The organism is Bacillus sp. 220_BSPC (assembly GCF_001054655.1).
In the GTDB taxonomy this organism is placed as follows: domain Bacteria; phylum Bacillota; class Bacilli; order Bacillales; family DSM-1321; genus Peribacillus; species Peribacillus frigoritolerans.
The window spans coordinates 1-23,650 of the sequence record NZ_JVPL01000294.1; the positions used below are offsets into that span (position 1 = coordinate 1).

The window sequence follows — 23,650 nt, forward strand, 5'->3', positions numbered from 1 at the left end:
TAAAAATAGACAAACTCGATTTTCATCGAGTTTGTCTACAGTCTGAAATATGAAATATTGTTCATTTATTATATCGATTATGGATATTATTCTTTTTATATGTGCCAAAATCACTGAATTCCGTAAGTTCCATGGAGAGGGCAAGATATCTTTTTGAAAAGAGGGATGCCAAATGGGACTCCAACGTTTCGAAAAGGTGGTCACATACTTTTGTTTTATCACTGTCCTGGCGTCCAGCGCCAATTTTTAGTATGGCATGAACAAAAGCATCATCCTCTGTACCATCGGCAACAAGATAATGCTTCAATTCAATCGCCCGGGATCGAATCCCGCCAATTGGAAAAATGGAGGGATAGGATATCAGTACATCATTCACCTTTCTTAATAACCCGTCAATCTGGATTTCATCTTTGATATTATCCGTATATTCAATAATTATATGAGGCATATGATCAGTCCCTTCCATTATTTGTGGATTTTTAGATGAGGCCGATCCCCGTTTTCAGTAAATACATCGTCCCCGACTATTGTGCTAACGAGTTTTCCGATACCTTCAATTTCAGTGATGATTTCATCGCCTACAGCAGTATCCGCCAAGCCTTCAGGTGTGCCTGTCAATATGATATCGTTTGGACTCAATGTCATGAAGCTGCTGAAATATTCAATTAAATCAGCAATGCCGAAAATCATGTCTTTCGTGTTGCCTTGCTGAGTCAATTTTCCGTTGACGTAAGTTTTGATGGCAAGATTCGAAGGATCTGGAATATCTTCGGCATCGACGAGCCAGGGACCAATGGGGGTGCAGGTATCGCGATTTTTGACCTTTAGATTTGGCCGGTAGTAGTTCTCCAGATAATCCCGTATTGCATAATCATTTGCAATCGTATATCCACTTACATAATTAAAGGCTTCTTCCTTTTTTATGTTCTTCGCCTTTTTACCGATGATCACTGCCAGTTCACATTCATAATGCATATAAGCTGCATCAGCAGGCCGCCTTGTCTGTCCCCGGTGGCCGATGAATGTATTGGGACCTTTTAAGAACGCAAGGGGTTCTTCCGGGGATTTAAAAGCTAGTTCCTTCGCATGGTCTGCATAATTCAAACCAAGCGCGAAGACAGTTCGTGGTTCCACCGGGGGAAGCCAGACAACGTCCTGCTCATTGACAATCCGGCCATCCGCCAATTGGAGCTGGCCATGATATTCACTTGCTGGATGTATGGCACCTGCATAGGCTACACGTGCTCTCTTCATAAAATCCCCTCCAGTGATAATTTTTCCTCGGAAATGATCGTATTTTCCAAATAACCGATTTCGTCTATTTCTATCCTGACTTGATCATTGGCTTTGGCCAGCGGTGCATTCTCAGGAACACCAACTAGAAGGACGTCACCCGTACTCAAGGTCATGAAGTCCGTTACATCCTCAATAAGCCGGGGGATGGAGCGAATTAGATTTGAAGTTGAATTTTCTTGCCTTAGCTCTCCATTAATATATACACGAAGTCCTAAAGAATCGGGGTTGGAGATGGATTCCTTGGATACGACCCATGGACCGATCGGGCAAAATCCATCACGGGCTTTATGGCGGATAGCAGGACGGAAAACGCTTTCGTGAGGAATGCTAATATCATTGGCGATCGTAAAACCTTCTATATAATCCGATGCATGTTCTTTCTTGACTCTTGTGGCCGTTTTACTGATCACTACTCCAAGTGCTGCTCCGATTTCCAATTCAGGTATGCCGGTTGGAAGGGGAACTGGATTGGAATAAGAAGAAAACGTGTTTCTAGGTTTAATATAAAGGATCGGCCCTTTAGGAGGTTCATTATAAGGCGGATGGTCGATCTTCCCCTTCAATGCTTCCAATGACCCTTTATAGTTTAATAATGTTCCATATACCGTTCCTGAAATAGGGTTATCCAACTTGATTCGTGATACCTCATACTTAAAACCGTTCAATAATATATAGCGGTTCGACAGTATTTCCACTTCTTCTGAATAATCTGACTTTTGAAGTTTCACTCTTGCTTTTGCCATGGACACTCACCCCTTGATTTTATGATTAATCATATATGATATCGTATATGATTTTTTGTTTAAGTTCAACATATTTAGATTATTCAGTATAATTAGACAAAAAATGTTAGAAAAAAGATGGGTTTCAACAGAAAAATGCCTGGAACATTTAGTTAGTATGAAGCTAGGAATTCAATTGAAAGATTGTGAATGGGGGATGTTCCGATGATGAATGGCAAAGAGTATTTAGAAAGTTTACGAGATGGACGAACGGTATTCTTGAACGGTGATAAGGTAGATGATGTGACGACACACCCAGCATATCGCAATTCTGCCAGGTCAATTGCGCAGCTATATGATGCTCTACATGATCCGGATACTGCACGGATTTTAACGGCTAAGACAGATGAAGGCCATACTACCCATAAGTTCTTCAAGGCCTCAAAGAACGCAACAGAGCTACTTGAAGCAAGGGATGCCATAGCACAATGGTCAAAGTTGAGCTATGGTTTCATGGGTCGTACCCCTGATTACAAAGCTGCATTTACAGGATCATTGGGACCTTATAGCGATTTTTATAAGGGATTTGAAGATAATGCGAAAAGATGGTATGAAAAAACCACAAGGGACGTTCCCTTCTGTAACCATACAATTATAAATCCGGCAATGGACAGGAATAAACCGCTACATGAAAATAAAGAGGTATTTGTACGTACCGTGGAAGAGCGGGATGATGGAATAATCGTAAGCGGAGCCAAAATGGTTGGAACTTCTGCAGCACTTACGAATTATAATTTTGTCGCTAATTATTCTCCTGTCGATCTTGGGGAAGGAGATAGGAGCCATGCATTGATTTTCTTTGTGCCGATGAATGCGCCGGGATTAAAAATGATCAGCAGACAGTCTTTTGAAGAAACGGCTGCCAAGACAGGCACTCCTTTCGATTACCCGCTTTCTAGTCGGTTCGACGAAAATGACGCAGTCATCGTCCTTGATCATGTATTCGTGCCATGGGAGAATGTATTCGCCTATAATAATGTGGAAATTGCAAATGGATTTAGATCCAAGACTGGGTGGATGAATCGATATACATTTCATGGCTGCACACGCTATGCAGTGAAATTGGACTTTATGGCTGGGCTTCTGATGAAGGCTACGGAAATGGCAGGAACGAATCAATTCAGGGGAGTTCAAGCCAATATCGGGGAAGTGCTTGCTTACAGGAATATGTTTTGGGCAATCTCGACAGCGATGGCTACAGATCCGATGGAAGGGCCGAATGGCACTGTTCTCCCCAATAGCACATATGCAACTGCTTATAGGGTGTTCGCACCTATGGTTTGGCCGAAGGTGAAACAGATATTTGAACAGGTTGTAGCAGGTAATCTCATTCAACTCCCATCAAGCTCCAAGGATTTTTTAAACCCTGAGGTCCGTCCATATCTCGATAAATATTATAAGGGTTCAGGTGCGGTTTCGGCAGTGGAAAGGGTAAAACTGATGAAACTTATCTGGGATTCCATCGGAACGGAATTTGGCGGCAGAAATGAGTTATATGAAATCAATTATGCGGGTAACCATGAAAATATTAGGCTTGAAACCATGAAAATGGCTGATTTAAATGGACAATCGGATAAATTCAAAGCTTTTGTGGACTTGGCAATGGACGATTATGACCTTCATGGCTGGACAAATGATAAGTGGATAAATGAAGATGAAGACATTAATGATTTGATTCAGCTCCGGATGAATTAAACTGTTTAAGAAAACGTGTAAAGAATGGTATGTATCGACTCCCACCGGTTTTTCCCCACGGCATGATATGAATGCGTTTACATTTATCTTGATAGGTAAGGTGTGGAAAAAGTATAATATTATGTAAAAGGAAAGCCGGGGGAATCATGACGAATCTTTTGAATCTTAAGAATGATGATGGTGAAATTCATTTAAATGATGAGAGGATGATCCTGACCTCCTCTTCAATTTTCGGTACCTTAAGAAAGGACCTGATCGAGAATATTGGATTTGAAAGAATGAAGTCTTTTTTAATACGATATGGCTGGAATATTGGTGTCAATGATGCTAAAAAAGCACTAAAAGGGAATTTGTCAACGGTTAAGGAGATACTGAGGCAAGGCCCCATATTACATATGATGCAAGGCTATACAAAAGTCAATACGACGAAACTGGAATTATCGATGGATGGTCATGCGGATGTACACTCTGTAAAGGTGGAAGGGGTTTGGGTCAATTCCTATGAGGCAGAGGAACATATCACCCAGACTGGAATCGCGGAAAAGCCAGTCTGTTATACATTGACGGGGTATGCAAGTGGATTTTATTCAACGGTCTGCGGTCATGAAGTGATTTTTAAGGAAAGCGACTGTAAGGGAGCAGGGTATTCAGCGTGTAGATACGAAGGTAAATCGATACATTTATGGGGCATGGAGATTCAGGATGAGTTGAAATATTATAAAACCAAACCGATTGTCCAAGAGCTTGCCGTAACATATGAAAAGCTGCTGGAGGAGCGCAATAGTTTGTCAAAAGTGATGGATATTCATAATTTGCTGACAGAAGAGTTAATTAACGGAAGAAGCCTTCAATCGATAGTGAGGATGGTTTATCAGAAAACAAAAATACCTTTGTTGATGGAGAATTTCAATAACAATCAAGTTTATCATGCTGGTTTTCACAAAGGGAAGGCAGAGGATGTCAGGAATCAGCTTAAACTAATGAGGGAAGATGGACCTGTCACTTTGGAGACCGGAAGAATCGTAAAAGATGGGATGGAACTGCTTTATACTCCCATTACATTACAAAATAAAACTTACGGCTATTGTGCCTTTGTGCAAGCTGATCGAGCTGAAGGTAAAACGAACCTGGAAATCAATCGAATGATTCTTGAGAGGGTGTCCATGACTGGTTCCTTATTCCTCTTAAATGAGAAAAGCAGTTTTGAAGCGCTTGAAAGGGTAAAAGGTTTATTCCTTGAACAAATATTAAATGGAGAGTTTGCTTCTAAAGAAGAAATAATCAAAAAAAGTATGTATTTAGACGTTTCATTGGATCATCCTTTCACAATTGCGGTGCTGGGCTATCGTTTTTCCTCCAATCGGGGGACAGAGAATGACTATTTCATTCAGCAGAAAATCATCGAAGAGATTTATAGTTTCTTTAAAAAGCGGAATCAAGTCGTCTTAACAGCATTAAGGGATGGTCATATCGTATTGCTAATACCGCTGAGTCCAGGAAATGAATTCCCATTACGAACCAAGGAATGCATCGATCATTTATATACGGTTTTCAGCGGATATAACTTTAAAGTGGGACTTGGTACAATAAGTGATGAATTGGAACGGGCTCACGAGATTTTTCAAGAAGCTTTAACCGCTTTGAATATGAATGAAGGAACTCGGGATATTATCAAATTCGAAGAAGTCGATCTGCTATCCATTTTAATGCATACTGGGAGTACTCCGGCGGTACTGAAAAAAGCTGAGAAAATGCTGGGTCCTTTATTGATGGAAGATGACCCCAAAATGAAAGAATTATTGAAAACGCTTTACGTATTTCTCCAATGCGGTGGAAATCTTGAATGCAGTATGAAAGATTTGAACATTTCAATGAGTGGTTTACGCTATCGGATCAAAAGACTTGAAGAACTGCTTTCCTGCCAAATAAGAAATCCTAAAAGTGCTTTTCAATTATATGCATCATTTGAAACCCTGTTAAAGGCGAAAATGATTACCATTCGTTAATTTGTTTAGGAAATGGAAAAGTCCATCGATAACATATACCGAGATGATTTTACTGTAATAAGAGCGGGTGTTCGTGAATGGTAAACTACCATGCAATCTAGCGAATACACTAAAAAACATAATAAGAATGATATAAAAGGCATGGAACCCCCGCTTCAATTGATTTATTTGCTTGTAAGCAGGGCTATGGGTATAATAAGTAGAGTAAATTCATTAGTAAGTTAAGTTATTTTTGGAGGTAAATTCCGTGAAAATTACAATAAAAGATGCTAGCAAATTCGTCGATCAAGAAGTAACCATTGGAGGCTGGCTTGCCAGCAAACGTTCCAGTGGGAAAATTGCTTTCCTTCAAATACGTGATGGCTCTGGTTTTATTCAAGGGGTGGTCGTGAAAGCTGAAGTGGGTGAAGAGATTTTCGCTCGTGCGAAATCGGTTTCACAAGAGTCATCCTTGTATGTAACAGGTGTCATTCAAAAGGATGAACGCTCGCCGTTCGGTTTTGAATTACAGGTGAAAGATATTGAAATCATTCATGAATCATTGGATTATCCGATTACACCTAAAGCGCATGGTCCTGAATTTTTAATGGATAACCGCCATTTGTGGCTGCGTTCAAAACGGCAGCATGCAGTCATGAAAATTCGGAATGAAATAATCCGTGCTACATATGAATTCTTTAATGAAGAAGGCTTCGTTAAAGTGGATCCCCCAATTTTAACGGGAAGCGCACCAGAGGGAACGAGTGAATTGTTCGCGACTAAATACTTTGATGAGGATGCTTACCTTTCACAAAGTGGTCAACTCTATATGGAAGCGGCTGCCATGGCACTTGGGAAGGTATTTTCATTTGGTCCAACCTTCAGGGCGGAAAAATCCAAAACAAGACGACACTTAATCGAGTTCTGGATGATTGAACCAGAAATGGCTTTCATCGAATTTAAAGAAAACCTGGAGGTCCAGGAGAAATTCGTTTCTTCCATCATCCAATCCGTGTTGAAAAACTGTGAGCTTGAGTTGAATACACTGGGCCGTGATACATCGAAGCTTGAACAAATCCAAGCTCCTTTCCCGCGCATTACATATGATGAAGCCATTAAGTTCCTTCATGAACAAGGATTTGATGATATTCAATGGGGTGATGATTTTGGAGCTCCGCATGAAACTGCGATAGCGGAAAGTTATGATAAGCCCGTTTTCATAACTCATTACCCAACCAAAATCAAACCTTTCTATATGCAGCCAGATCCTGCCAGGGAAGAAGTCGTTCTTTGTGCCGATTTGATCGCTCCGGAAGGATATGGAGAAATAATTGGCGGTTCAGAACGGATTCATGATCAGGAATTGCTTGAACAGAGAATCAATGAGCATGGCTTGAGCGAAGATGCTTACAAATGGTATATGGAATTAAGAAAATATGGCTCTGTGCCGCATTCAGGCTTCGGTTTGGGATTGGAACGCACCGTGGCATGGATCAGTGGGGTCGAGCATGTCCGTGAAACCATCCCGTTCCCACGTCTATTAAATCGATTATATCCTTGATTCCGTAGTGAAGCGGTTATCTTGCCTATTGGCAGATAACCGTTTTTTGTTAAAATTATAAACTTATTCGATGAGCCGTATTCATGTTATACTAAACCAGAGGTGTCCAAAAACATGAATAAAGAACATTTATATGCGTGGTTTAAGGAAGGAACGATAACGATTCCATCCTTTTTGTTGACTAACTATAGTACAATGGGACTGAATGAACAAGAAATGGTCCTATTATTACAATTGCAAAGCTTCATCGATAAAGGTAATCATTTCCCTGCACCATCCCAACTTTCTGACCGAATGACATTGCAGGAAACGGAATGTCTATTCATGATCCAGCGTTTGGTCCAAAGGGGATTTGTTGAAATGGTGGTTGAGGGGAGCCAAGAAATCGGACAGGAAAAATATTCGTTGTCTCCACTGTATGAAAAAATGATGGACTGTTTCTTGAAAACTTTGAAACAGGCAGAGTCTGCAGAAATCCAAAAAGCGGGGGAGAGCCTTTATACGATTTTTGAACAGGAGTTCGGCCGCCCTTTATCTCCCTTTGAATGTGAGACATTGGCAATGTGGATGGAGGATGACCATCAACCTGAAATCATTAAGTCAGCTCTGAGGGAGTCTGTCATTTCCGGAAAATTGAATTTCCGATACATTGATCGAATTTTATTCGAGTGGAAAAAGAATGGAATTAAAACCTTGGAACAGGCAAGGGAGCAAGGACAAAAATTTAGAGTTCATCAAAAGAGGGACCGAAAAACGGAAACTGCACAACCATTGAAAGATGTGCCTTTCTATAACTGGCTCGAGCAGTAATGTAAATTGAAGGAGAACCAATATGTTGAATAAAGCTCAAATTCGATATTGTCTGGATACGATGGGTGAAATGTTTCCGGATGCCCATTGTGAGCTGAATCACTCCAATCCATTTGAATTGGTGGTTGCTGTTGCCCTGTCAGCTCAGTGTACGGATGTATTAGTCAATAAAGTGACGAAGGATTTATTTCAGAAATATAAAACGCCTGAGGATTACATAAGCGTTCCGATTGAAGAGTTGGAAAATGACATTCGCTCAATCGGTTTGTTTCGTAACAAGGCTAAGAATATACAAAAGCTGTCGCGCATGCTGATCGAAGAATACGGTAAGGAAGTTCCGAGAGATCGTGATGAGCTTGTTAAATTGCCTGGGGTTGGCAGAAAGACTGCGAATGTAGTCGTTTCCGTTGCTTTTGATGTGCCGGCGATCGCTGTGGATACCCATGTAGAGCGTGTTTCCAAGCGCCTGGGATTATGCCGTTGGAAGGATAGTGTCCTCGACGTTGAGAAAACGTTGATGGCTAAGATACCAAAGGAAGAGTGGTCCGTTACGCATCACCGCCTGATATTCTTTGGACGCTATCATTGCAAGGCCCAGTCACCAAGATGTGAAACCTGCCCGCTTCTAGAATTATGCCGTGAAGGAAAAAAAAGAATGAAAAGGAAAGAAGCCAATTGACGCAGTCCATATCATTAAAAGTCCCTGAAGAATTGGTCCATCATTTGTTTTTTCCTGAAAAGGAAACCATCTTGGAAAAAGAACGATATGCAGGTTGGAGTGAAACGGTTCCATTGGAGTCTTTCCCATACGAGTTACTTTATTATAATGATGTAGAAGCGTATGCTCCTTGGACGAAGGGGGCAATGCATGTAAAGGAACTGCTGGAGAGATGGAAGGGAATTGATTCGGAATGCAGTTTGCTATTTTCTGAGCGAAAATCGGGACAGACCTTGGGACTCATGAAGCAGGGGATCGGTTTATTTTTAACCGCAGTCTTCTGGATGCATGGGCAGCCAGTGGCATTGAATGATATCCGGTGCCAAATACAATCCTTTAACAATATTCCGGTGAACATGGATGAAAGGCTTTCTTTCATCCTTGCTAGACCCGCTTTTTTTCATTCTTATAGACAGCTCAGTGAGTTGTTCCGAGAATTTGAAAAACAATATGTAAAGTTCATGATCAAAAATAAGAACAGCCAAAAAAACGTCTAAGCCAAAAGCTTAGACGTTTTTTTAGGTCAATCTTCATATATATTTATTCGGTATCTTGGTTTGGATCTGGGTCCGGATTAGGATCGGGATCAGGGGTCTCGACTGGTTTTTCCTCTTCTACCGTTCCAGGGTCAGTGGTATCATCCCCGCCCTCGACATCCTCTCCATTATTGCCATTTCCGTCATCCGTGTTGTTGCCATTACCATTTCCATTACCATTTCCATTATTACCATTATTACCATTGTTGCCATTGTCATTATTGTCGTTATTGCCATTATTGTCGTTATTATCTTTATTGCCGTTTTCGCCATTGTTATTTTTGTCTTCGTCTTGTTTATCTTCTTCGCCTTCAGCAGGAGTTTCTTGTTCCGTATCCTCACCTTCGGCCGGATCTTCAATCTCCTCGTCCTCAGTATCCTCAGGGACTGCCGCTTCAGCAGGTATTTTGACAGATGTACTCGCAGGATCACTTTGTTGGTTATCAACTAGAGCTACCACTGAGAAAGTATATTTACTTCCAGGGGTTGGATTAGGAATCGTTAAACTAGTATCCTTCGATTTTTTCAATACGCTCTGTGCGCCGCCGTCAACGGACATCTTAACCTCGAATTGGGTATTCCCATTACCTTTAGGATATGACCATGATAAATTGATTTCATTGCTTTCCTGGTTGTAAGAAGCGCTAATGCCAGGTGAGTCGATTTTTTCATATTCTGTCGTCACCTGTGTTGGCTCGTGACCTTTAACATAATATTCATAAGTGATTTTACTGCTTGGTGTATATTCATTGGCTTTAACAGCTGGATTCGAACCTTTGATGACTCCAACCTTCACAACACTGTCAGGTTGATCAAAGTCTTTCGTTTCTTTTGATTGAGCCATATGTTCCATTAAATTCTTAAAGATGGATTTAGGGATTCTTTGAGATGATTCACCCAGATATTCCATTTGCTCACCAGATGCATTATCATAACCAGCCCAAACCGCGACTGTATAATTGGTTGTATAACCTGCCATCCAGCTATCTTTTACACCGGAAGATGGGATGTTGTTCGCTGCACGCTGCTCAGGTGTGAAATTGGTCGACCCCGTTTTACCGGCTACTGGAAGACTAGGTATATTGGCTAACCTTCCTGTTCCATAAGGTTCTTTCATGACGCTTTTCAACATGTCCGTCACGATGAAAGCTGTGGAATCTTTCATGACCGGTTTTGATTCAGTCTTATTTTTGATGGTTGTTTTATCACGTAAAACAATCTTTTTCACACTATGCGGTTCATTATAGATACCGTTGTTTCCGAATGAACTGTATGCACCGGCAAGTTCAAGTGTTGAAACATCCTTACCGCCGCCCAATGCTGCCGATTCGGTAATTTCCTTGTCAAAAGGAATCCCAAGGTCAGTGGCAAAATCACGTGCCCGGTCCAATCCGACTGCTTGAAGCGTTTTTAAGGCAGGAATATTTAATGACCGTGCCAGTGCTTCACGAGTCGTTACAGTACCATAATGTCGTCCTGAAGCATTTTTAAGCGGTGTTCCATCACTGTATCTATATTCCTCATCTTTGATTTGATGGTAAGTGGACCAATTTAAATATTCCACGGCAGGACCATAATCCAGAATCGGCTTAATGGTCGAACCAGGTGATCGCTTGGCATCCGTTGCATAATTCCAGCCGCGTTTAACTGTCGTGTTCCTGCCGCCGCCCACTGCTTTAATTTCACCAGTTTCTGTATCGAGTAATGTGACTCCTGCTTGTAGATCTTTACTTGGATAATTGATGATTTCATCACTGTTCAACATGTTATAGACATATTCCTGGGCATCTTTATCAATGGTCGTCTGGATTTCCAAACCATCGGTAAAGACGTTATAGTCACCCATATCCCCGACTTCCTCAATTACCAAATCGATGAATGCATCGTATGCGGTCGTATCGATTTGGCTCTTATCGATTTCTTGAAGTCCTTCTGTTATATCGATGCTTTGTGCATTTTTCATTTCCGTTTCGGTGATATAACCATGTTTATTCATTAAGTGCAGGACAATATCACGGCGTTCTTTCGCACGTTCAGGGTATTTATACGGGTCATACCTGCTTGGGCTTTGCGGTAATCCTACAAGCATGGCCGCTTCGTTCAATTTCAATTCGCTAAGATCTTTTCCATAATAAGTTTGCGATGCAGTTAAGATACCGTTGGCACGGTTTGCAAAGAAAATCTTATTCACATACATTTCGAAAATTTCTTCTTTTGTATACTTTCTTTCAAGCTGTATGGATAGCCACATTTCCTGGACTTTCCTTTTAATGGTCTTATCAGGCGTTAAATAAGAACGCTTGATGACCTGCTGGGTCAATGTACTTGCACCCTCTGAGCCGAATCCATTTTTGAAGTTGGCTATGACGGCACTGCCCAGACGTAAGAAATCGACCCCGTGATGCTCATAAAAGCGGGAATCTTCCGTTGCCAGGAAAGCTTCTTCGACAAGATCGGGTATGTCTTCATAATTTACATAATCCCGGTTTTCCTTTCCGATTTCAGCAAGTAATTTACCATTTTCATCGAGAATCTTGGATGTGACAGGATCTTTCAAAAGCTTTTCGTCAAGTTCTGGAGCGTCGCTTATAAAGTAAGCCATTGCAGCTCCTCCGGCAACCAGGCCTATTATTCCGATTGTAACAAGTATAAGGAAAATCCGCTTAAGCATATTGGTTGGCTTTTGAGGACTTTTATTCTGTCCCTTTTTTTGTGTCTGCCCCTGCTTTCGGCGTTCTTCTCTAGTATTATATTTTTCAGCCATTACAGCTAACCTGCCTTTCTAAAAAACTAAAAATTTTCTGAGATGAGCGAATCTACTACTTTAATATAGTCAATTCTCGGTTGAAAGCCAAGAGTAATCTTTCGTGAACTGCTTTCAACCTCTTGAAGAGTTATAGATTTGCGTCCGCCGTCTTTCATTCTCTTCCAATAAAAACTCAGTTGTTCGGAACTCATTAAATATATATCATCCATTGCGGAAAACCGGATGATGACAAACGCAATTCCGTCATGCTGAACGATATGCTTCATATGTTCAATTTGATGGTCATGAAAATTCTTCAGAGGGAACGAACTGCTGTTTTTCGTTTCCTTTGCCTCAAAATCAATGTACTTTCCTTTATAAACACCATTATAATCGGTGGTCGATGCTTGTTTGAAATAAGCTTCTTTAATGACTGCAGCACTTCTTTTCGGATAGTGGACATCGACAATTTGAATGGGTGTCGGTTTTTTATGGATGACGGCAATGCCGTGTGCTAAATAATACTGATTGGTTTCGTTCAAATCGTCTTCCAATGTTTTTCCCCGGTTGCTGTAACTGTTTTTTTTTAGTGGGCTTTTCTTTTCTTCCATAGCCTGCGGTACAAATCTTCGTCCGTTGGGATAATGAAATGCCACTTTTACCCCTCCTTTTTTTCACTTATCTATATTAGCAAAAAAAGAATCCAATATGTGAATAAAAAGAATTGTTTCTTAGAACGATAGGATTTATGTACAACTATATGTCACAATTCATCGCTATAGAAAGGCTGGACACATAGATGCGAATGTTAAAGACGGAAAAGCAATTGCTCCATTCCATAAAAGCCCAAACCGCTAAAGGGAATAGGGATAATATATCAAGAACGAAAGCATATGAACAATTTTTCAGAATCCATCCAGAAATACAATGGTCATTTTTAGCCGGGATGGTTTCCAGGAATGCAGGCTGGAATATGTGTGATCTTGAAGGGATTTGGTTTTCCAATTTACTTGGCCTTAAATACAGGCGTCAATTATTCCTAACGTATGAAGAAGCCAACTGGAGAATATTCCAAGATGCATATCCGCAATTACTTCTCTATCATTATTCGACGAAATATGGACGTCCATTGTTTCACTTATGTCAGTATTTTTTTATTACCAAATTCATGAAGAACGAATGGTATTCCTTTTGGAAACATGGAAATCGTGAAAAATTAGTCAATGCGCTTATCATAAATGAACAAAACATCATTGAAGAACCGGTTATTAAAAAGCAATCCTTCGTTTTTCATTCTCTGCTATTTTTCCTGCAGGACTGGATGCATTTTAGCACCGTTCTATTTCCTACTTGCAATGGAGAACTGTATGGCTCGTCCGTTTCGCATTTTAGAAATATCGATAAAAGGATTGAATTGGGGAAAAGGTTGGCTGGGCTTTTATTTTCTGAAGATTTATTTCCACTATTTTATGAATTCTCCTGCAGGACTGAACCAACGGGTGCCAGATATGATTATGAACAATATCGAAAAAAGCCTAGGTACCATGAAACCCCGATGCTGAGAGGAGTATATCCATTGATTCATCATCAAGCAGGGGAGACAGAGCAATGGGATATGAAAAAAAAGGTTAAAAAAAAATGGTTCATTGAACCCAAATGGGAAGAAGACCCGCATTTGACGGAATGGTATGATCATAAACAAAAACAGCTGCACACGGCAGCAATAATCAAAAATTGGATTTTATAATAGGAAACAGGGAAGACGTCGATAAAGCCTTCCCTGTTTATCGTTCAGTATTTATTACTTACGTAGAGGGGCGGTTTTCTCCACTAAGTTTCGGGTTTCCCGTTCCTGCCTTTTTAGTGGGCGGCTTTTGTCGTTTTTCGTTTTTCTGCTGTCTGCTTTCATTCGACTGCATAAAATCACCTCCTGTCTGTATTCTTGTTTAAAACTTCATTCTTCATTCTGCCATTGTTGTCGAAGGGCATAATAAATTAAGTGAATTGCACTTTCTTTGCCGATTCGCTTCTAGTTTTGTCAGTCATGAAGGGCTTTCAGATAAAAAAAAGAATAGTACAGGTAAAGAATGGGAGGGATCAGCATGGTCAATAAAAGTGTCGCAACAGAAGAGATATTAAGGATGATAGCTGAGATCAGTACCAGCCTGGATCGTTTGGAAATTTCATATGGGGAAACTGTAAATACAGTGCGGTGTAAACTATGGGCGGAACAATATACATTAGTTAATGAAGCCCAGGAAGCCATTGAGAAAGCCGAGGATTATTGGGTGAATGCTGAAGGTGTGAACCACTCCTTTTCCATTGTTCCGGAAAAAACAATTATAAAACACAAGGTTTTCACTGAATTGCACGTATAATCCGCAGGAATTTCATTTTATGAAGAACTGGATTATACTAAGGGAAACAAACGTACGGAGGAATATATTGTGCAAAAAGAAAAACTGCAGCTATTAACAGAACAATTGATTAAATATACGGACCAGGCAGATGATATTTATGAGGGTGTACGCCTGGAAGGAAAGGAAAAGGATTTCTTTTCGGAAGTAAAGCCGTTTGCAGATCAGGTCATGACCGTATGCATCGAATGGGAAACCGGAATGAAGGAGTGGATGAAAGAAACCGAATTTAGGCATCTTTTCCCCGAGCAAATCGAACAAACCGCCCATAACCTTTCTGATGTGGCCGTTCAGGCATTTTTTCCTAAAACAAGTTATAAGCGATTTAAAAGCCATGTCCAGTCGATCGAATTCATCCTTAATAATGTAAAAACGGAAATCGATCGGATTTTATCATAAAAACACCTACACTTTATTCCTTCTTTTTTCATATATTATCAGAACCATGTAATGAAAAAGAGGAGGGCTCATTGACATGATGAGATCCGGTTATAACCAAATCTCCCCAAATCAAGGACAGTTTCCTCAATCAATGCCGGAAAATTGGGGAGGATACCAACAGCCAATGCCGTATCCTCCGCCAAATGATCATAATCTTGAACAACCATTTATGTATCCATATCATCACCAGGATACAGGGGGCTATGTGACGCCATATCATGATCCTTATCAGCAGGCAGCATATCACCCATTTCAACCAATCCCGCAGCAGGCGATGCCTGTGGGAGCTTATCCGGGCAACAGTGTTATGCAGCCAATGGTACAAATGCAGCCAATGGTACAAATGCAGCCAATGGCACAAATGCAGCCAATGACACAAATGCAGCCAATCCAGTCCAATCTTCACCCGCAAGCTTTTAGTCCGTTCGCAAATCCGTTACAGCCAGCTAAAAGACCTCCGCAAAGTCAGCAGCAGGCTCATAATCCATATCCAAAGCAGCAGTTCATGCAAAAACCCCAGCCATCGGGTTTCAAATCGGTCATGAATCAATTTAAAACACAAGATGGCTCCATGGATATAACGAAGATGATGAATACAGCTGGACAAATGATGAATACAGTTTCCCAAGTATCTTCAATGGTCAAAGGAGTAGGGGGCTTCTTCAAAGCATAGATGGTGAATAAAAGAAAAAAGCAGACTTACAAGTGACCAGCCACTTTTTTAAGTCTGCTTTTATTCATGCCTAATGGATTTCAATCCGATTCCCCCTGATTTTGGGTAGGTGAAGCGTGAGGATGCCATCGCGATGTCGAGCGGTCACATTTGCTTCATCAATCGGTTTTGGAAAGGAAATGGTTCTTGAAAAAGTACCGGCTGAAACTTCCTTTTGGAACAATCCTTGATTTTTATGCTTTCTATCTACATGCTTTGCAGATATGGTTACGGCATGGGCCAGTACATCAATTGATATTTGGCTGCGTGGAATTCCGGGCAAGGTGGCAGTAAGGGTATATTCTGAATGCGTTTCGTGAATATCAACCGGAAAGCTGCGTTCTTTCGCCGAACCGAAGAAATCGTCAAGAGATTTCAACATGCCTTTAGGAGGCCTTTCGGAAAACAGCCGATCCATTTTGTTAATGAAATGGGAAAAGGGTTCTATTCGATTCCGATTATTATTTTTTTCAGAAGAGGTCATCACGGTGCTCCTTTCTAAAAAATTCCTTTGCCTATAAGCTATGTGAGGAATGAAGAAATGTGAATGGACTGTTGGGTTTCAGATTCAGGTCCAAAGGGAATAACGGTACTGAATGATTAATAAAGGAAATGAGGGATTAATATGACAGATAGCAAGCTTTCCTACATAGATACCGGGAAAGGAAAGGAAACATTGTTGTTTATCCATGGATTTTGCGGAAGCCATGAATATTGGAGTGACATCATTGCTGGATTAAAGGAAGAATACCGGGTAATTGCCGTTGATTTACGGGGACATGGTTCAAGTGAGGAAATAGGGGAATCTTTCTCAATTGAAGATATGGCTGCTGATATTGCATCATTTTTGGAAGAACTGGAAATCGGACAGGTATATATGTTTGGTCATTCGCTAGGGGGCTATATCACCTTGGCATTCGCAGAAAGGTTTCCTGGGAAATTGTCTGGTTTTTCATTGGTACATTCCACCGCTTTCCCGGATGATGAGACTGGTAAGGCGGGGCGCTTAAAATCTGTCGAGAAAATCGAAAGTGAGGGAATCCCTGCGTTCATTGACGGACTTATACCAAAGCTTTTCGCTAATTCCGATGATCCCAATATTGACCATACAAAGGAAATCGGATATAAAACAAGTGAAATTGGTGCGATAGGGTCTTTACATGCCATGAGGAACAGAATAGACAGAAATCATGTTCTCAAAGATACGAAGTTGCCTGTCCTTTTGGTAGCAGGTGAACAGGATAAGGTGATTCCCGTTGAAAAAACCTTTTCTGTAAAAGGGAGCCATATCAATGAAGTAATACTTAAGGGCAGCGGCCATATGGGAATGGTGGAAGCTCCAGGCAGACTAATCGAAGAAATCATTCGCTTTGTCGAGAAAAATTAAATCAAAAAAATGACCGGGCTGGAAACGAGATGTTGACGTTTCCAGCTTTTTTTTTGAATAGGAAATAGTTTCCCTTTTGCATAGAACGTTCATTCGGTAGAATAGGAGTATGAGGTGGTTAAATGAAACTGCGAAAAAATTTATTAGAAGTCATCAAGGATCTAAAAACAAATGAAGATTTTAAAGATAATATAGTACATTGGCAAGTCATTGAAGCAAAAGAGGCAAAACATGTTCCTTTTCCCGATGCAATGAATGATAGGATCAAGCATGCTCTTGAAATACGGGGGATAAATGGGTTGTATACCCATCAGGCTACTGCATTTGATACTGCTGTCAGCGGCAATAGCCTTGTTGCGGTCACACCTACAGCTTCTGGTAAAACATTATGCTATAATTTGCCGGTCCTTCAAAAAATACTGGAAGATGAAAAAACCAGGGCGCTTTATATTTTTCCGACAAAAGCACTAAGCTATGATCAAAAAAGCGAATTGAATGAAATGATCCATGAAATGGATGCTGAAATAAATAGTTATACATACGACGGGGATACACCTTCAAATATCAGGCAAAAAATCCGCCAGGCCGGACATATCGTGATCACCAATCCTGATATGCTCCATTCAGGAATCCTGCCCCATCATACGAAATGGGTCTCTTTGTTTGAAAACTTGAAGTATGTGGTCATCGATGAACTTCATATTTACCGCGGCGTTTTCGGAAGTCATACAGCCAATGTCATTAGAAGGTTAAAAAGGATTTGCAATTTTTATGGAAGCGACCCTGTATTCATCTGTACTTCCGCAACGATCAATAACCCAAAAGAGTTGGCAGAAGAGCTTACGGAAAAACAAATGGTCCTTATCGATAATAACGGAGCCCCGAGTGGGAAAAAGCATTTTGTGTTTTACAATCCCCCAATAGTCAATAAACCGCTGAACATACGCAGGAGTGCGGTTTTGGAAGTCAGGAAGCTGGCAAATGAATTTTTGAAAAATAAAATTCAAACCATCGTTTTTGCGCGAAGCAGGGTTCGTGTGGAAATTCTATTGACATATTTACAGGAACTTGTGTCAAAGCAATTGGGGCCAAAATCAATCAGGGGCTATCGCGGCGGATATCTGCCAACACAGCGTAGGGAAATTGAACAAGGCCTCAGGGATGGTTCCATTTATGGAGTGGTATCCACGAATGCACTTGAGTTGGGTGTCGATATCGGCCAGCTTCAGGTTTGCATAATGACTGGTTACCCGGGATCCATATCGAGTGCCTGGCAACAGGCCGGACGGGCAGGAAGAAGACATGGTGAAGCATTGATCATCATGGTTGGCAGTTCCAGTGCCCTTGATCAATATATCGTACAGCATCCCGATTATTTCTTTACCAGAAATCCAGAAACGGCAAGAATCAATCCGGATAATCTTTTGATCCTGGTTGATCATGTGAAATGTGCAGCATATGAGCTGCCATTTAAAAAGGGCGATACATTTGGGAAAACAGAGATTATGGACGTTCTTGAATTCCTTACGGAAGAAAGGGTCTTACACTTGAATGGGGACAAATGGCATTGGATGAATGATGCTTTTCCCGCAAGCAATATCAGCCTGCGTTCAGCGGCACAGGAAAATGTCGTGATCATCGACCAAACGAATGCACCGGTTAATCGGGTCATCGGGGAAATGGATACGTTCAGTGCAATGACCCTTCTCCACGATGAAGCCATTTATTTGCACCAGGGAATTCAATTTCAGGTGGAAGAACTTGATTGGGATGAAAAGAAAGCTTATGTACGAGAAGTCAATGTGGACTATTATACGGATGCTAACCTTGCTGTCCAGTTGTCTGTATTGGAAGTCGATAAACAGCGATCTTTCGCTTCCACAGCAGCTGCTTTTGGTGATGTCGCAATCCGGGCAATGCCTACGATCTTCAAGAAAATCAAATTCGAAACTCATGAAAATATTGGGTCAGGACCAATCAGTCTTCCGGAGATGGAGCTGCATACGAGTTCGGCCATGCTTTCCATGGATTCTGATATATTCAATTGGGACGAAAATCGAATAGAACAAGGAATGATAGGAGCCTCCCATGCTCTAAATTACATGATTCCGCTATATGTCATGTGCGATCCGCATGATATCCATGTGTATCCGCAGGTTAAGGCAGCGCATAATGAAAAACCGACCATTTTCATCTATGATAGTTATCCGGGTGGCATAGGGTTAAGTGATAAAGTATATGAAAACTCTGAAGTCATCCTGATGGAAACAATATCAATGATCGAGAATTGCACTTGTGAAAGCGGCTGTCCCTCCTGTATCGGAACGGAATCCGCAACGAAAACAGCCAAGAGTGATGCCAAACAATTATTAGGTCAATTTTGTAAGCAAAAACATTAATAGATTACAGTGATCCGTGAAAAGAGGTGTAATTTCATGTCTTTAAAAAATAAACTAAACCGTATGAAAACCCATATGAACCTAGAGAAACATACTTCTCCTATAGAAGTAATTGACCAGAAAGAGAATGAAGAAATTCCCTACTTTGAAAAGTGGCTGGAGAACGATACCGTTTCCTTTCATTTCGATGGCGACTATTGTTTCATTAGGGAAGTCCGCTACCCTTTAAATCACAAACACGGCTTATATGCATTTTCCGAGCTGAAAAAGGTCGTAAAAGAGTGGAATCAAGCTTCATTGGAGCATCCACTCTCCGCCAAGGGTGTTAAAAGTGAAGATCTGTTTTTCTTCGATACGGAAACGACAGGGCTTGGAGGAGGAGCCGGCAATACCATTTTTTTACTTGGCTATGCGTATTTAGAAGGTGAAGAAGTTGTCGTGAAGCAACATATCCTTCCGCAGCCTGGAAGTGAAATCCCGCTTTATCAAAGCTTTCTGGAAAACATCAATTACGAAACCCTTGTCACATATAATGGTAAATCCTTTGATTGGCCTCAGCTAAAAACAAGACATACCTTGATAAAAGAACATGTACCAAAACTACCGGAGTTCGGACATTTCGATTTGTATCATGCTTCAAGACGCCTTTGGAGAAACAAATTGGAGCGAGTGAAATTATCTGCGGTCGAAACAGATATTCTAGGTGTACATAGAGAGGATGATATTCCTGGATATTTGGCGCCGATGATATATTTTGATTTTGTTGAGAGGAAGAATCCGGAAATTCTGTTTGGGATCATGAAGCATAATGAATGGGATATCCTATCACTGATCACATTGTATATTCATTTGTCCCGAAAAATCCTCCAAATCGATGGATATACGGAAGAGTCCATGGAGATTGCACGATGGCTCGATTATTTGGGAAAAAAAGAGGAGTCAGTTGAGACATATCAAAAAATATTGGAAGCGGGAAGTGAGGAAGATCGGATAATGGCTGGTCATGCCTTAGCTTTCCAGAAAAAGAAGCTAAAACAATTCAATGAAGCTTTGGAGATTTGGAAGGAAGTTGCCTTAAAAGGGAATGTGCAAATAAGGATACAGGCACAGATTGAATGTGCAAAATTATACGAACATCAATTTAAGGAAGTCGGTCATGCTCTAAAATGTTCAATAATCGCCCATCAAGAGATGGTAAGAGAAGGGATCACTCAGGGAAAAAAACAATTGGAATTGGAAAAGAGGATACGGCGGCTCGAAAAGAAAGAAAATTCAAAGGATATTTCTGTATAAAATAAAGGAATGAGAATGGTCTTTTAGTGCAAAAGGATGAAAATAAAAAATATGTATACAATTATTGTAGCCTTCAACTATTGTGTGTAAAATGGAAAGAGTTGAGGGTGAAATTCCAAGCGTTCATTTCATACCTTTACATCAAATAAAATTAAGGTGAAAGCGGAGCGGAGAAATGTATAAAACGACTTTATTTCTATTTTTTGTTGTCCTTTGTTTAACGATTGTTTTATTTACTTCATTAAAAGACAGTCTCTATTCCTTTTTGTAGAAAATTACCCTCTATATTTGAAGAGATAGCATTCATATAATAGTGTACTTATCGACAGCCATACATCGTTTTATACTTATTCTGTATAATTAGGTCATTTCATCAGTACACGTATCCCCTTTTTTTCATAGTCTGTAATGGTAAGACTAAACTTATCATGATGAAAGGGGACGTATTATAAATGTATTTTCGTAATTGTGGAGGAAATAAACCCCATGTTATGGGAGCATCCAACAATGTTATGGGAACATCCAATGTAATGGGAGCATCCAACAATGTAATGGGCGCACACAACAATGTAATGGGCGCACACAACAATGTAATGGGCGCATCAACCGGTAAAAAAAATTCCAACGTAATGGGAGCGTCTGACGTAATGGGAGCCTATAGTCCATCGGCTGTGTCTCCAGCGCAATTTGGTCCAACACAAACTTCTCCATCTCAAGTTGCCCCAGCGCAAGTCTCTCCAACACAGCAATATGTCAATACGAATGTATCGAACACAGTGATTCCTGTCGTTCATCCATCACATACTACAAATGTCAATAAACATGTGAACACGTATAAGCATTATTTCCCGCATACTCAATCCGTTGTGAACGAGTGCTATAATCAACACTTGATCTGTGGAAGGCCGCCGCATAACCCAGGCTGTCCGCCTAGGCATTTTGGATACTAAAAAATAAGGGCTTATTAAGCCCTTGTTTTCTTACATAATCATGTAAAAGGGAGATTGACTATGCAATGAAGGTTTTGTATATGACCGGCTACAAAGCTTTTGAATTCGGGATATTTAAAAATGACCATGAAGCCGTAAAATATATAAAGAAAGCGATGAAACAGCGTCTCCTGCCATTGGTGGAAGATGGGCTGGAATGGGTGATCATCTCAGGTCAGTTGGGTACGGAACTATGGGGTGCCGAAGTGGTTTTCGAATTACAGGAAGAATTTCATCAGCTTAAATTAGGGGTGCTTACTCCTTTCCTGAAACAGGAAGAGTCATGGAATGAAAAGAATCAAGAGTTTTACCGATCCATATTGGCCCGTGCCGATTTTGTTGAATCCATTTTCAACAAACCATATGAAGGGCCCGAACAGCTTAAAATCAAAAATAGGTATATGGTCCATAAAAGCGATGCCATGCTCATCATTTTCGAAGCCGAAAAAGAAGGATCAGCCCGATATCCTTATTTCGAAGCGATGAAAAAAGCTGAAACACAGCCATACCCCATCTTTCAGATAAACTTTGATGATTTGCAATCAGCTGCTGAAGAAGCGAGCTGGTCCGAAGAATGAGAGAAAATAATTATGGATTAAAAGTTGTTTCTAAAGCATAATCATATTATTATGAAATTTAGATACAGTTTTAATGGGAATACATACCGTTCACTGAAACAGTAAGATACAAAAAGGTGTTTCGTTGACAAACCCAAGCAGATTTGAAAAAATAATAAAAAGTCGATTGTATTGGCGAAAGTATTGAGGTGAAGTCTTATGCTATCCGATAAGATAAAATTAACGGCTAAAGATATTCTTGAAAAAGATTTTAAAACAGCCATGCGCGGGTATAAACCTGAAGATGTGGATCAATTCCTGGATCTGATCATTAAAGATTATGAAGTGTTCCATCAGGAAATTGAAGATCTTAAACAAGAAAATCTTAAATTGAAAAAACAAGCCGACGAGAGTACAAAACGTCCAAATCAACCTGCTCCAAGTGCCACCCCGGGAACCACTAACTTTGACATCCTTAAACGGTTATCCAACTTGGAAAAGCACGTTTTTGGTAACAAGCTTTTTGATTGAGGTTTTGCATTGTTAAAGTAAAAATTATTTTGGTATTGTGTTTTCATGAATAATGGAGTATAATCAATTATGTTATGTTAACGTTTGGGTAATTGCTGCTGCATTTATGCAGTAGAGGAAAGTCCATGCTCGCACGGACTGCGATGTCCGTAGTGTTCGTGCCTGGCGAAAAAATAAGCTTGGGCAGCAATCTTGGATTGCTGACGGCTGGGAAAATGCCTAAGTCCTTTTGGATATGGCATGAATACCTATAAAAGTGCCACAGTGACGTAGCCTTTACAGAAATGTAAAGGGTGGAACGAGGTAAACCCCACGAGCGAGAAACCCAAATTAATGGTAGGGGCGCTTTCTTCCTTGGAAATGAACGAGGAGAAGGACAGGAGCACATGCTTCTGTAGATAGATGATTACCGCCGAAGTACGAGACGCGAGTCGCTTGCAGTACTGAGGAACAAAACATGGCTTACAAAACGTTATCATATTACACCAAAAGCACAACTCTCCTTTTAAAAGGAGAGTTTTTGTTTATGGAAATTGCCCTAACATAAAAAGATTGGGCATTTCCTTTTATTTTTCGTTTTCGGAAACTCCGCTGTGTTAAACTAAGAACTTGGCAAGTTTTTCATTCCATTCGAAAAGTGTCCAGCGGAAAGAAAATGGCTTGAATGAAGTCTTCGGAAACGTTTTTAAAAATAGTGTTGGAATGTTAAGCATTTCCTTGATTCTGGGTATCCTATTTATAAAGGTTCCTTAACTCTTCTGTTAGCCCTAAAAATGAAGGTGGATTATGGATGGG

At 40.5% G+C, this 23,650-nt stretch carries 22 protein-coding genes and 1 other RNA gene; 17 read left to right on the top strand and 6 right to left on the bottom strand.

The window, feature by feature from the left end:
- Positions 1-61: 61 nt before the first annotated feature.
- From ADA55_RS24215 to ADA55_RS24225, 3 genes are read right to left on the bottom strand one after another with little or no spacing between them, the layout of a single operon-like run.
- The gene (locus tag ADA55_RS24215) at positions 62-448 is read right to left on the bottom strand and encodes a 5-carboxymethyl-2-hydroxymuconate Delta-isomerase (protein WP_048688491.1); all 387 of its coding nucleotides are present in this window, start codon (positions 446-448) and stop codon (positions 62-64) included.
- Positions 449-465: 17 nt separating this feature from the next.
- Complete coding sequence (locus ADA55_RS24220; protein WP_048688339.1) at positions 466-1,254, bottom strand: fumarylacetoacetate hydrolase family protein; 789 nt, start codon at positions 1,252-1,254, stop codon at positions 466-468.
- The gene (locus tag ADA55_RS24225) at positions 1,251-2,039 is read right to left on the bottom strand and encodes a fumarylacetoacetate hydrolase family protein (protein ID WP_048688344.1); all 789 of its coding nucleotides are present in this window, start codon (positions 2,037-2,039) and stop codon (positions 1,251-1,253) included. Before ADA55_RS24225 ends, ADA55_RS24220 begins: the two co-directional genes overlap by 4 nt.
- 204 nt (positions 2,040-2,243) lie before the next feature.
- Here ADA55_RS24225 and ADA55_RS24230 point away from each other — a divergent pair, with 204 nt between their 5' ends.
- From ADA55_RS24230 to ADA55_RS24255, 6 genes are all read left to right on the top strand, one after another.
- Positions 2,244-3,773, top strand: a complete 1,530-nt coding sequence (locus tag ADA55_RS24230) for a 4-hydroxyphenylacetate 3-hydroxylase family protein (RefSeq protein ID WP_048688347.1) — start codon at positions 2,244-2,246, stop codon at positions 3,771-3,773.
- Positions 3,774-3,919: 146 nt separating this feature from the next.
- The gene (locus tag ADA55_RS24235; RefSeq protein WP_048688349.1) at positions 3,920-5,779 is read left to right on the top strand and encodes a XylR N-terminal domain-containing protein; all 1,860 of its coding nucleotides are present in this window, start codon (positions 3,920-3,922) and stop codon (positions 5,777-5,779) included.
- 247 nt (positions 5,780-6,026) lie between these two features.
- Positions 6,027-7,319, top strand: coding sequence for an asparagine--tRNA ligase (asnS, locus tag ADA55_RS24240; RefSeq protein ID WP_048688353.1), 1,293 nt, complete (start codon positions 6,027-6,029; stop codon positions 7,317-7,319).
- A 114-nt stretch (positions 7,320-7,433) separates the two neighbouring features.
- On the top strand, positions 7,434-8,129 hold the full coding sequence (locus tag ADA55_RS24245) for a DnaD domain-containing protein (protein WP_048688355.1): 696 nt from the start codon (positions 7,434-7,436) through the stop codon (positions 8,127-8,129).
- A gap of 22 nt (positions 8,130-8,151) precedes the next feature.
- Entirely contained in the window at positions 8,152-8,808 is a 657-nt protein-coding gene (gene nth / locus ADA55_RS24250; RefSeq protein ID WP_048688359.1) for an endonuclease III, read from the top strand.
- Complete coding sequence (locus tag ADA55_RS24255) at positions 8,805-9,344, top strand: YpoC family protein (RefSeq protein ID WP_048688362.1); 540 nt, start codon at positions 8,805-8,807, stop codon at positions 9,342-9,344. Before nth ends, ADA55_RS24255 begins: the two co-directional genes overlap by 4 nt.
- Positions 9,345-9,387: 43 nt before the next feature.
- Here the strand turns inward: ADA55_RS24255 and ADA55_RS24260 are convergent, their stop codons facing one another.
- Both ADA55_RS24260 and recU read right to left on the bottom strand, forming a co-directional pair.
- Positions 9,388-12,147, bottom strand: a complete 2,760-nt coding sequence (locus ADA55_RS24260; RefSeq protein WP_053087459.1) for a PBP1A family penicillin-binding protein — start codon at positions 12,145-12,147, stop codon at positions 9,388-9,390.
- Between the two features lie 26 nt (positions 12,148-12,173).
- Positions 12,174-12,785 (bottom strand): Holliday junction resolvase RecU, encoded by a 612-nt coding sequence (gene recU / locus ADA55_RS24265; protein WP_072273947.1) that lies wholly within the window; start codon positions 12,783-12,785, stop codon positions 12,174-12,176.
- Between the two features lie 143 nt (positions 12,786-12,928).
- Here recU and ADA55_RS24270 point away from each other — a divergent pair, with 143 nt between their 5' ends.
- The 4 genes from ADA55_RS24270 to ADA55_RS27820 all read left to right on the top strand — a co-directional run bounded on the left by ADA55_RS24270 (position 12,929) and on the right by ADA55_RS27820 (position 15,660).
- The gene (locus ADA55_RS24270) at positions 12,929-13,876 is read left to right on the top strand and encodes a DUF2515 family protein (protein ID WP_048688366.1); all 948 of its coding nucleotides are present in this window, start codon (positions 12,929-12,931) and stop codon (positions 13,874-13,876) included.
- 355 nt (positions 13,877-14,231) lie between these two features.
- Entirely contained in the window at positions 14,232-14,507 is a 276-nt protein-coding gene (locus ADA55_RS24275; protein ID WP_048688368.1) for a hypothetical protein, read from the top strand.
- Between the two features lie 69 nt (positions 14,508-14,576).
- Entirely contained in the window at positions 14,577-14,945 is a 369-nt protein-coding gene (locus ADA55_RS24280) for a YppE family protein (protein WP_048688372.1), read from the top strand.
- Positions 14,946-15,021: 76 nt separating this feature from the next.
- Positions 15,022-15,660, top strand: a complete 639-nt coding sequence (locus tag ADA55_RS27820) for a YppG family protein (RefSeq protein WP_053087460.1) — start codon at positions 15,022-15,024, stop codon at positions 15,658-15,660.
- A 70-nt stretch (positions 15,661-15,730) separates the two neighbouring features.
- Here ADA55_RS27820 and ADA55_RS24290 read toward each other — a convergent pair whose 3' ends face one another.
- Positions 15,731-16,183: an Hsp20/alpha crystallin family protein gene (locus ADA55_RS24290; protein ID WP_048688374.1), complete on the bottom strand. Its 453-nt coding sequence runs from the start codon at positions 16,181-16,183 to the stop codon at positions 15,731-15,733.
- Positions 16,184-16,324: 141 nt separating this feature from the next.
- Here ADA55_RS24290 and ADA55_RS24295 point away from each other — a divergent pair, with 141 nt between their 5' ends.
- From ADA55_RS24295 to rnpB, 7 genes are all read left to right on the top strand, one after another.
- Positions 16,325-17,086, top strand: coding sequence for an alpha/beta fold hydrolase (locus tag ADA55_RS24295; RefSeq protein WP_048688377.1), 762 nt, complete (start codon positions 16,325-16,327; stop codon positions 17,084-17,086).
- 122 nt (positions 17,087-17,208) lie between these two features.
- A complete protein-coding gene (locus tag ADA55_RS24300; protein ID WP_048688380.1) occupies positions 17,209-19,485 on the top strand; it encodes a DEAD/DEAH box helicase in 2,277 nt (758 codons plus the stop codon).
- A 36-nt stretch (positions 19,486-19,521) separates the two neighbouring features.
- Positions 19,522-20,778, top strand: a complete 1,257-nt coding sequence (locus ADA55_RS24305) for a ribonuclease H-like domain-containing protein (protein ID WP_048688383.1) — start codon at positions 19,522-19,524, stop codon at positions 20,776-20,778.
- A gap of 452 nt (positions 20,779-21,230) precedes the next feature.
- Positions 21,231-21,728: a CotD family spore coat protein gene (locus tag ADA55_RS30815; RefSeq protein WP_226990540.1), complete on the top strand. Its 498-nt coding sequence runs from the start codon at positions 21,231-21,233 to the stop codon at positions 21,726-21,728.
- Between the two features lie 65 nt (positions 21,729-21,793).
- Entirely contained in the window at positions 21,794-22,345 is a 552-nt protein-coding gene (locus ADA55_RS24315) for a DUF1273 domain-containing protein (RefSeq protein WP_048688386.1), read from the top strand.
- 198 nt (positions 22,346-22,543) lie between these two features.
- Positions 22,544-22,855, top strand: a complete 312-nt coding sequence (gpsB, locus tag ADA55_RS24320) for a cell division regulator GpsB (protein ID WP_034307876.1) — start codon at positions 22,544-22,546, stop codon at positions 22,853-22,855.
- 80 nt (positions 22,856-22,935) lie between these two features.
- An RNA gene (gene rnpB / locus ADA55_RS28050) (RNase P RNA component class B) lies at positions 22,936-23,325 on the top strand.
- Positions 23,326-23,650: the final 325 nt, after the last annotated feature.

Coding starts and splice junctions, on each gene's coding strand:
- ADA55_RS24215 (WP_048688491.1), bottom strand. CDS start 448: ATGCCTCATATAATTATTGAATATACGGATAATATCAAAGATGAAATC.
- ADA55_RS24220 (WP_048688339.1), bottom strand. CDS start 1,254: ATGAAGAGAGCACGTGTAGCCTATGCAGGTGCCATACATCCAGCAAGT.
- ADA55_RS24225 (WP_048688344.1), bottom strand. CDS start 2,039: ATGGCAAAAGCAAGAGTGAAACTTCAAAAGTCAGATTATTCAGAAGAA.
- ADA55_RS24230 (WP_048688347.1), top strand. CDS start 2,244: ATGATGAATGGCAAAGAGTATTTAGAAAGTTTACGAGATGGACGAACG.
- ADA55_RS24235 (WP_048688349.1), top strand. CDS start 3,920: ATGACGAATCTTTTGAATCTTAAGAATGATGATGGTGAAATTCATTTA.
- ADA55_RS24245 (WP_048688355.1), top strand. CDS start 7,434: ATGAATAAAGAACATTTATATGCGTGGTTTAAGGAAGGAACGATAACG.
- nth (WP_048688359.1), top strand. CDS start 8,152: ATGTTGAATAAAGCTCAAATTCGATATTGTCTGGATACGATGGGTGAA.
- ADA55_RS24260 (WP_053087459.1), bottom strand. CDS start 12,147: ATGGCTGAAAAATATAATACTAGAGAAGAACGCCGAAAGCAGGGGCAG.
- ADA55_RS24270 (WP_048688366.1), top strand. CDS start 12,929: ATGCGAATGTTAAAGACGGAAAAGCAATTGCTCCATTCCATAAAAGCC.
- ADA55_RS24275 (WP_048688368.1), top strand. CDS start 14,232: ATGGTCAATAAAAGTGTCGCAACAGAAGAGATATTAAGGATGATAGCT.
- ADA55_RS27820 (WP_053087460.1), top strand. CDS start 15,022: ATGATGAGATCCGGTTATAACCAAATCTCCCCAAATCAAGGACAGTTT.
- ADA55_RS24290 (WP_048688374.1), bottom strand. CDS start 16,183: ATGACCTCTTCTGAAAAAAATAATAATCGGAATCGAATAGAACCCTTT.
- ADA55_RS24295 (WP_048688377.1), top strand. CDS start 16,325: ATGACAGATAGCAAGCTTTCCTACATAGATACCGGGAAAGGAAAGGAA.
- ADA55_RS24300 (WP_048688380.1), top strand. CDS start 17,209: ATGAAACTGCGAAAAAATTTATTAGAAGTCATCAAGGATCTAAAAACA.
- ADA55_RS24305 (WP_048688383.1), top strand. CDS start 19,522: ATGTCTTTAAAAAATAAACTAAACCGTATGAAAACCCATATGAACCTA.
- ADA55_RS30815 (WP_226990540.1), top strand. CDS start 21,231: ATGTATTTTCGTAATTGTGGAGGAAATAAACCCCATGTTATGGGAGCA.
- ADA55_RS24315 (WP_048688386.1), top strand. CDS start 21,794: ATGAAGGTTTTGTATATGACCGGCTACAAAGCTTTTGAATTCGGGATA.
- gpsB (WP_034307876.1), top strand. CDS start 22,544: ATGCTATCCGATAAGATAAAATTAACGGCTAAAGATATTCTTGAAAAA.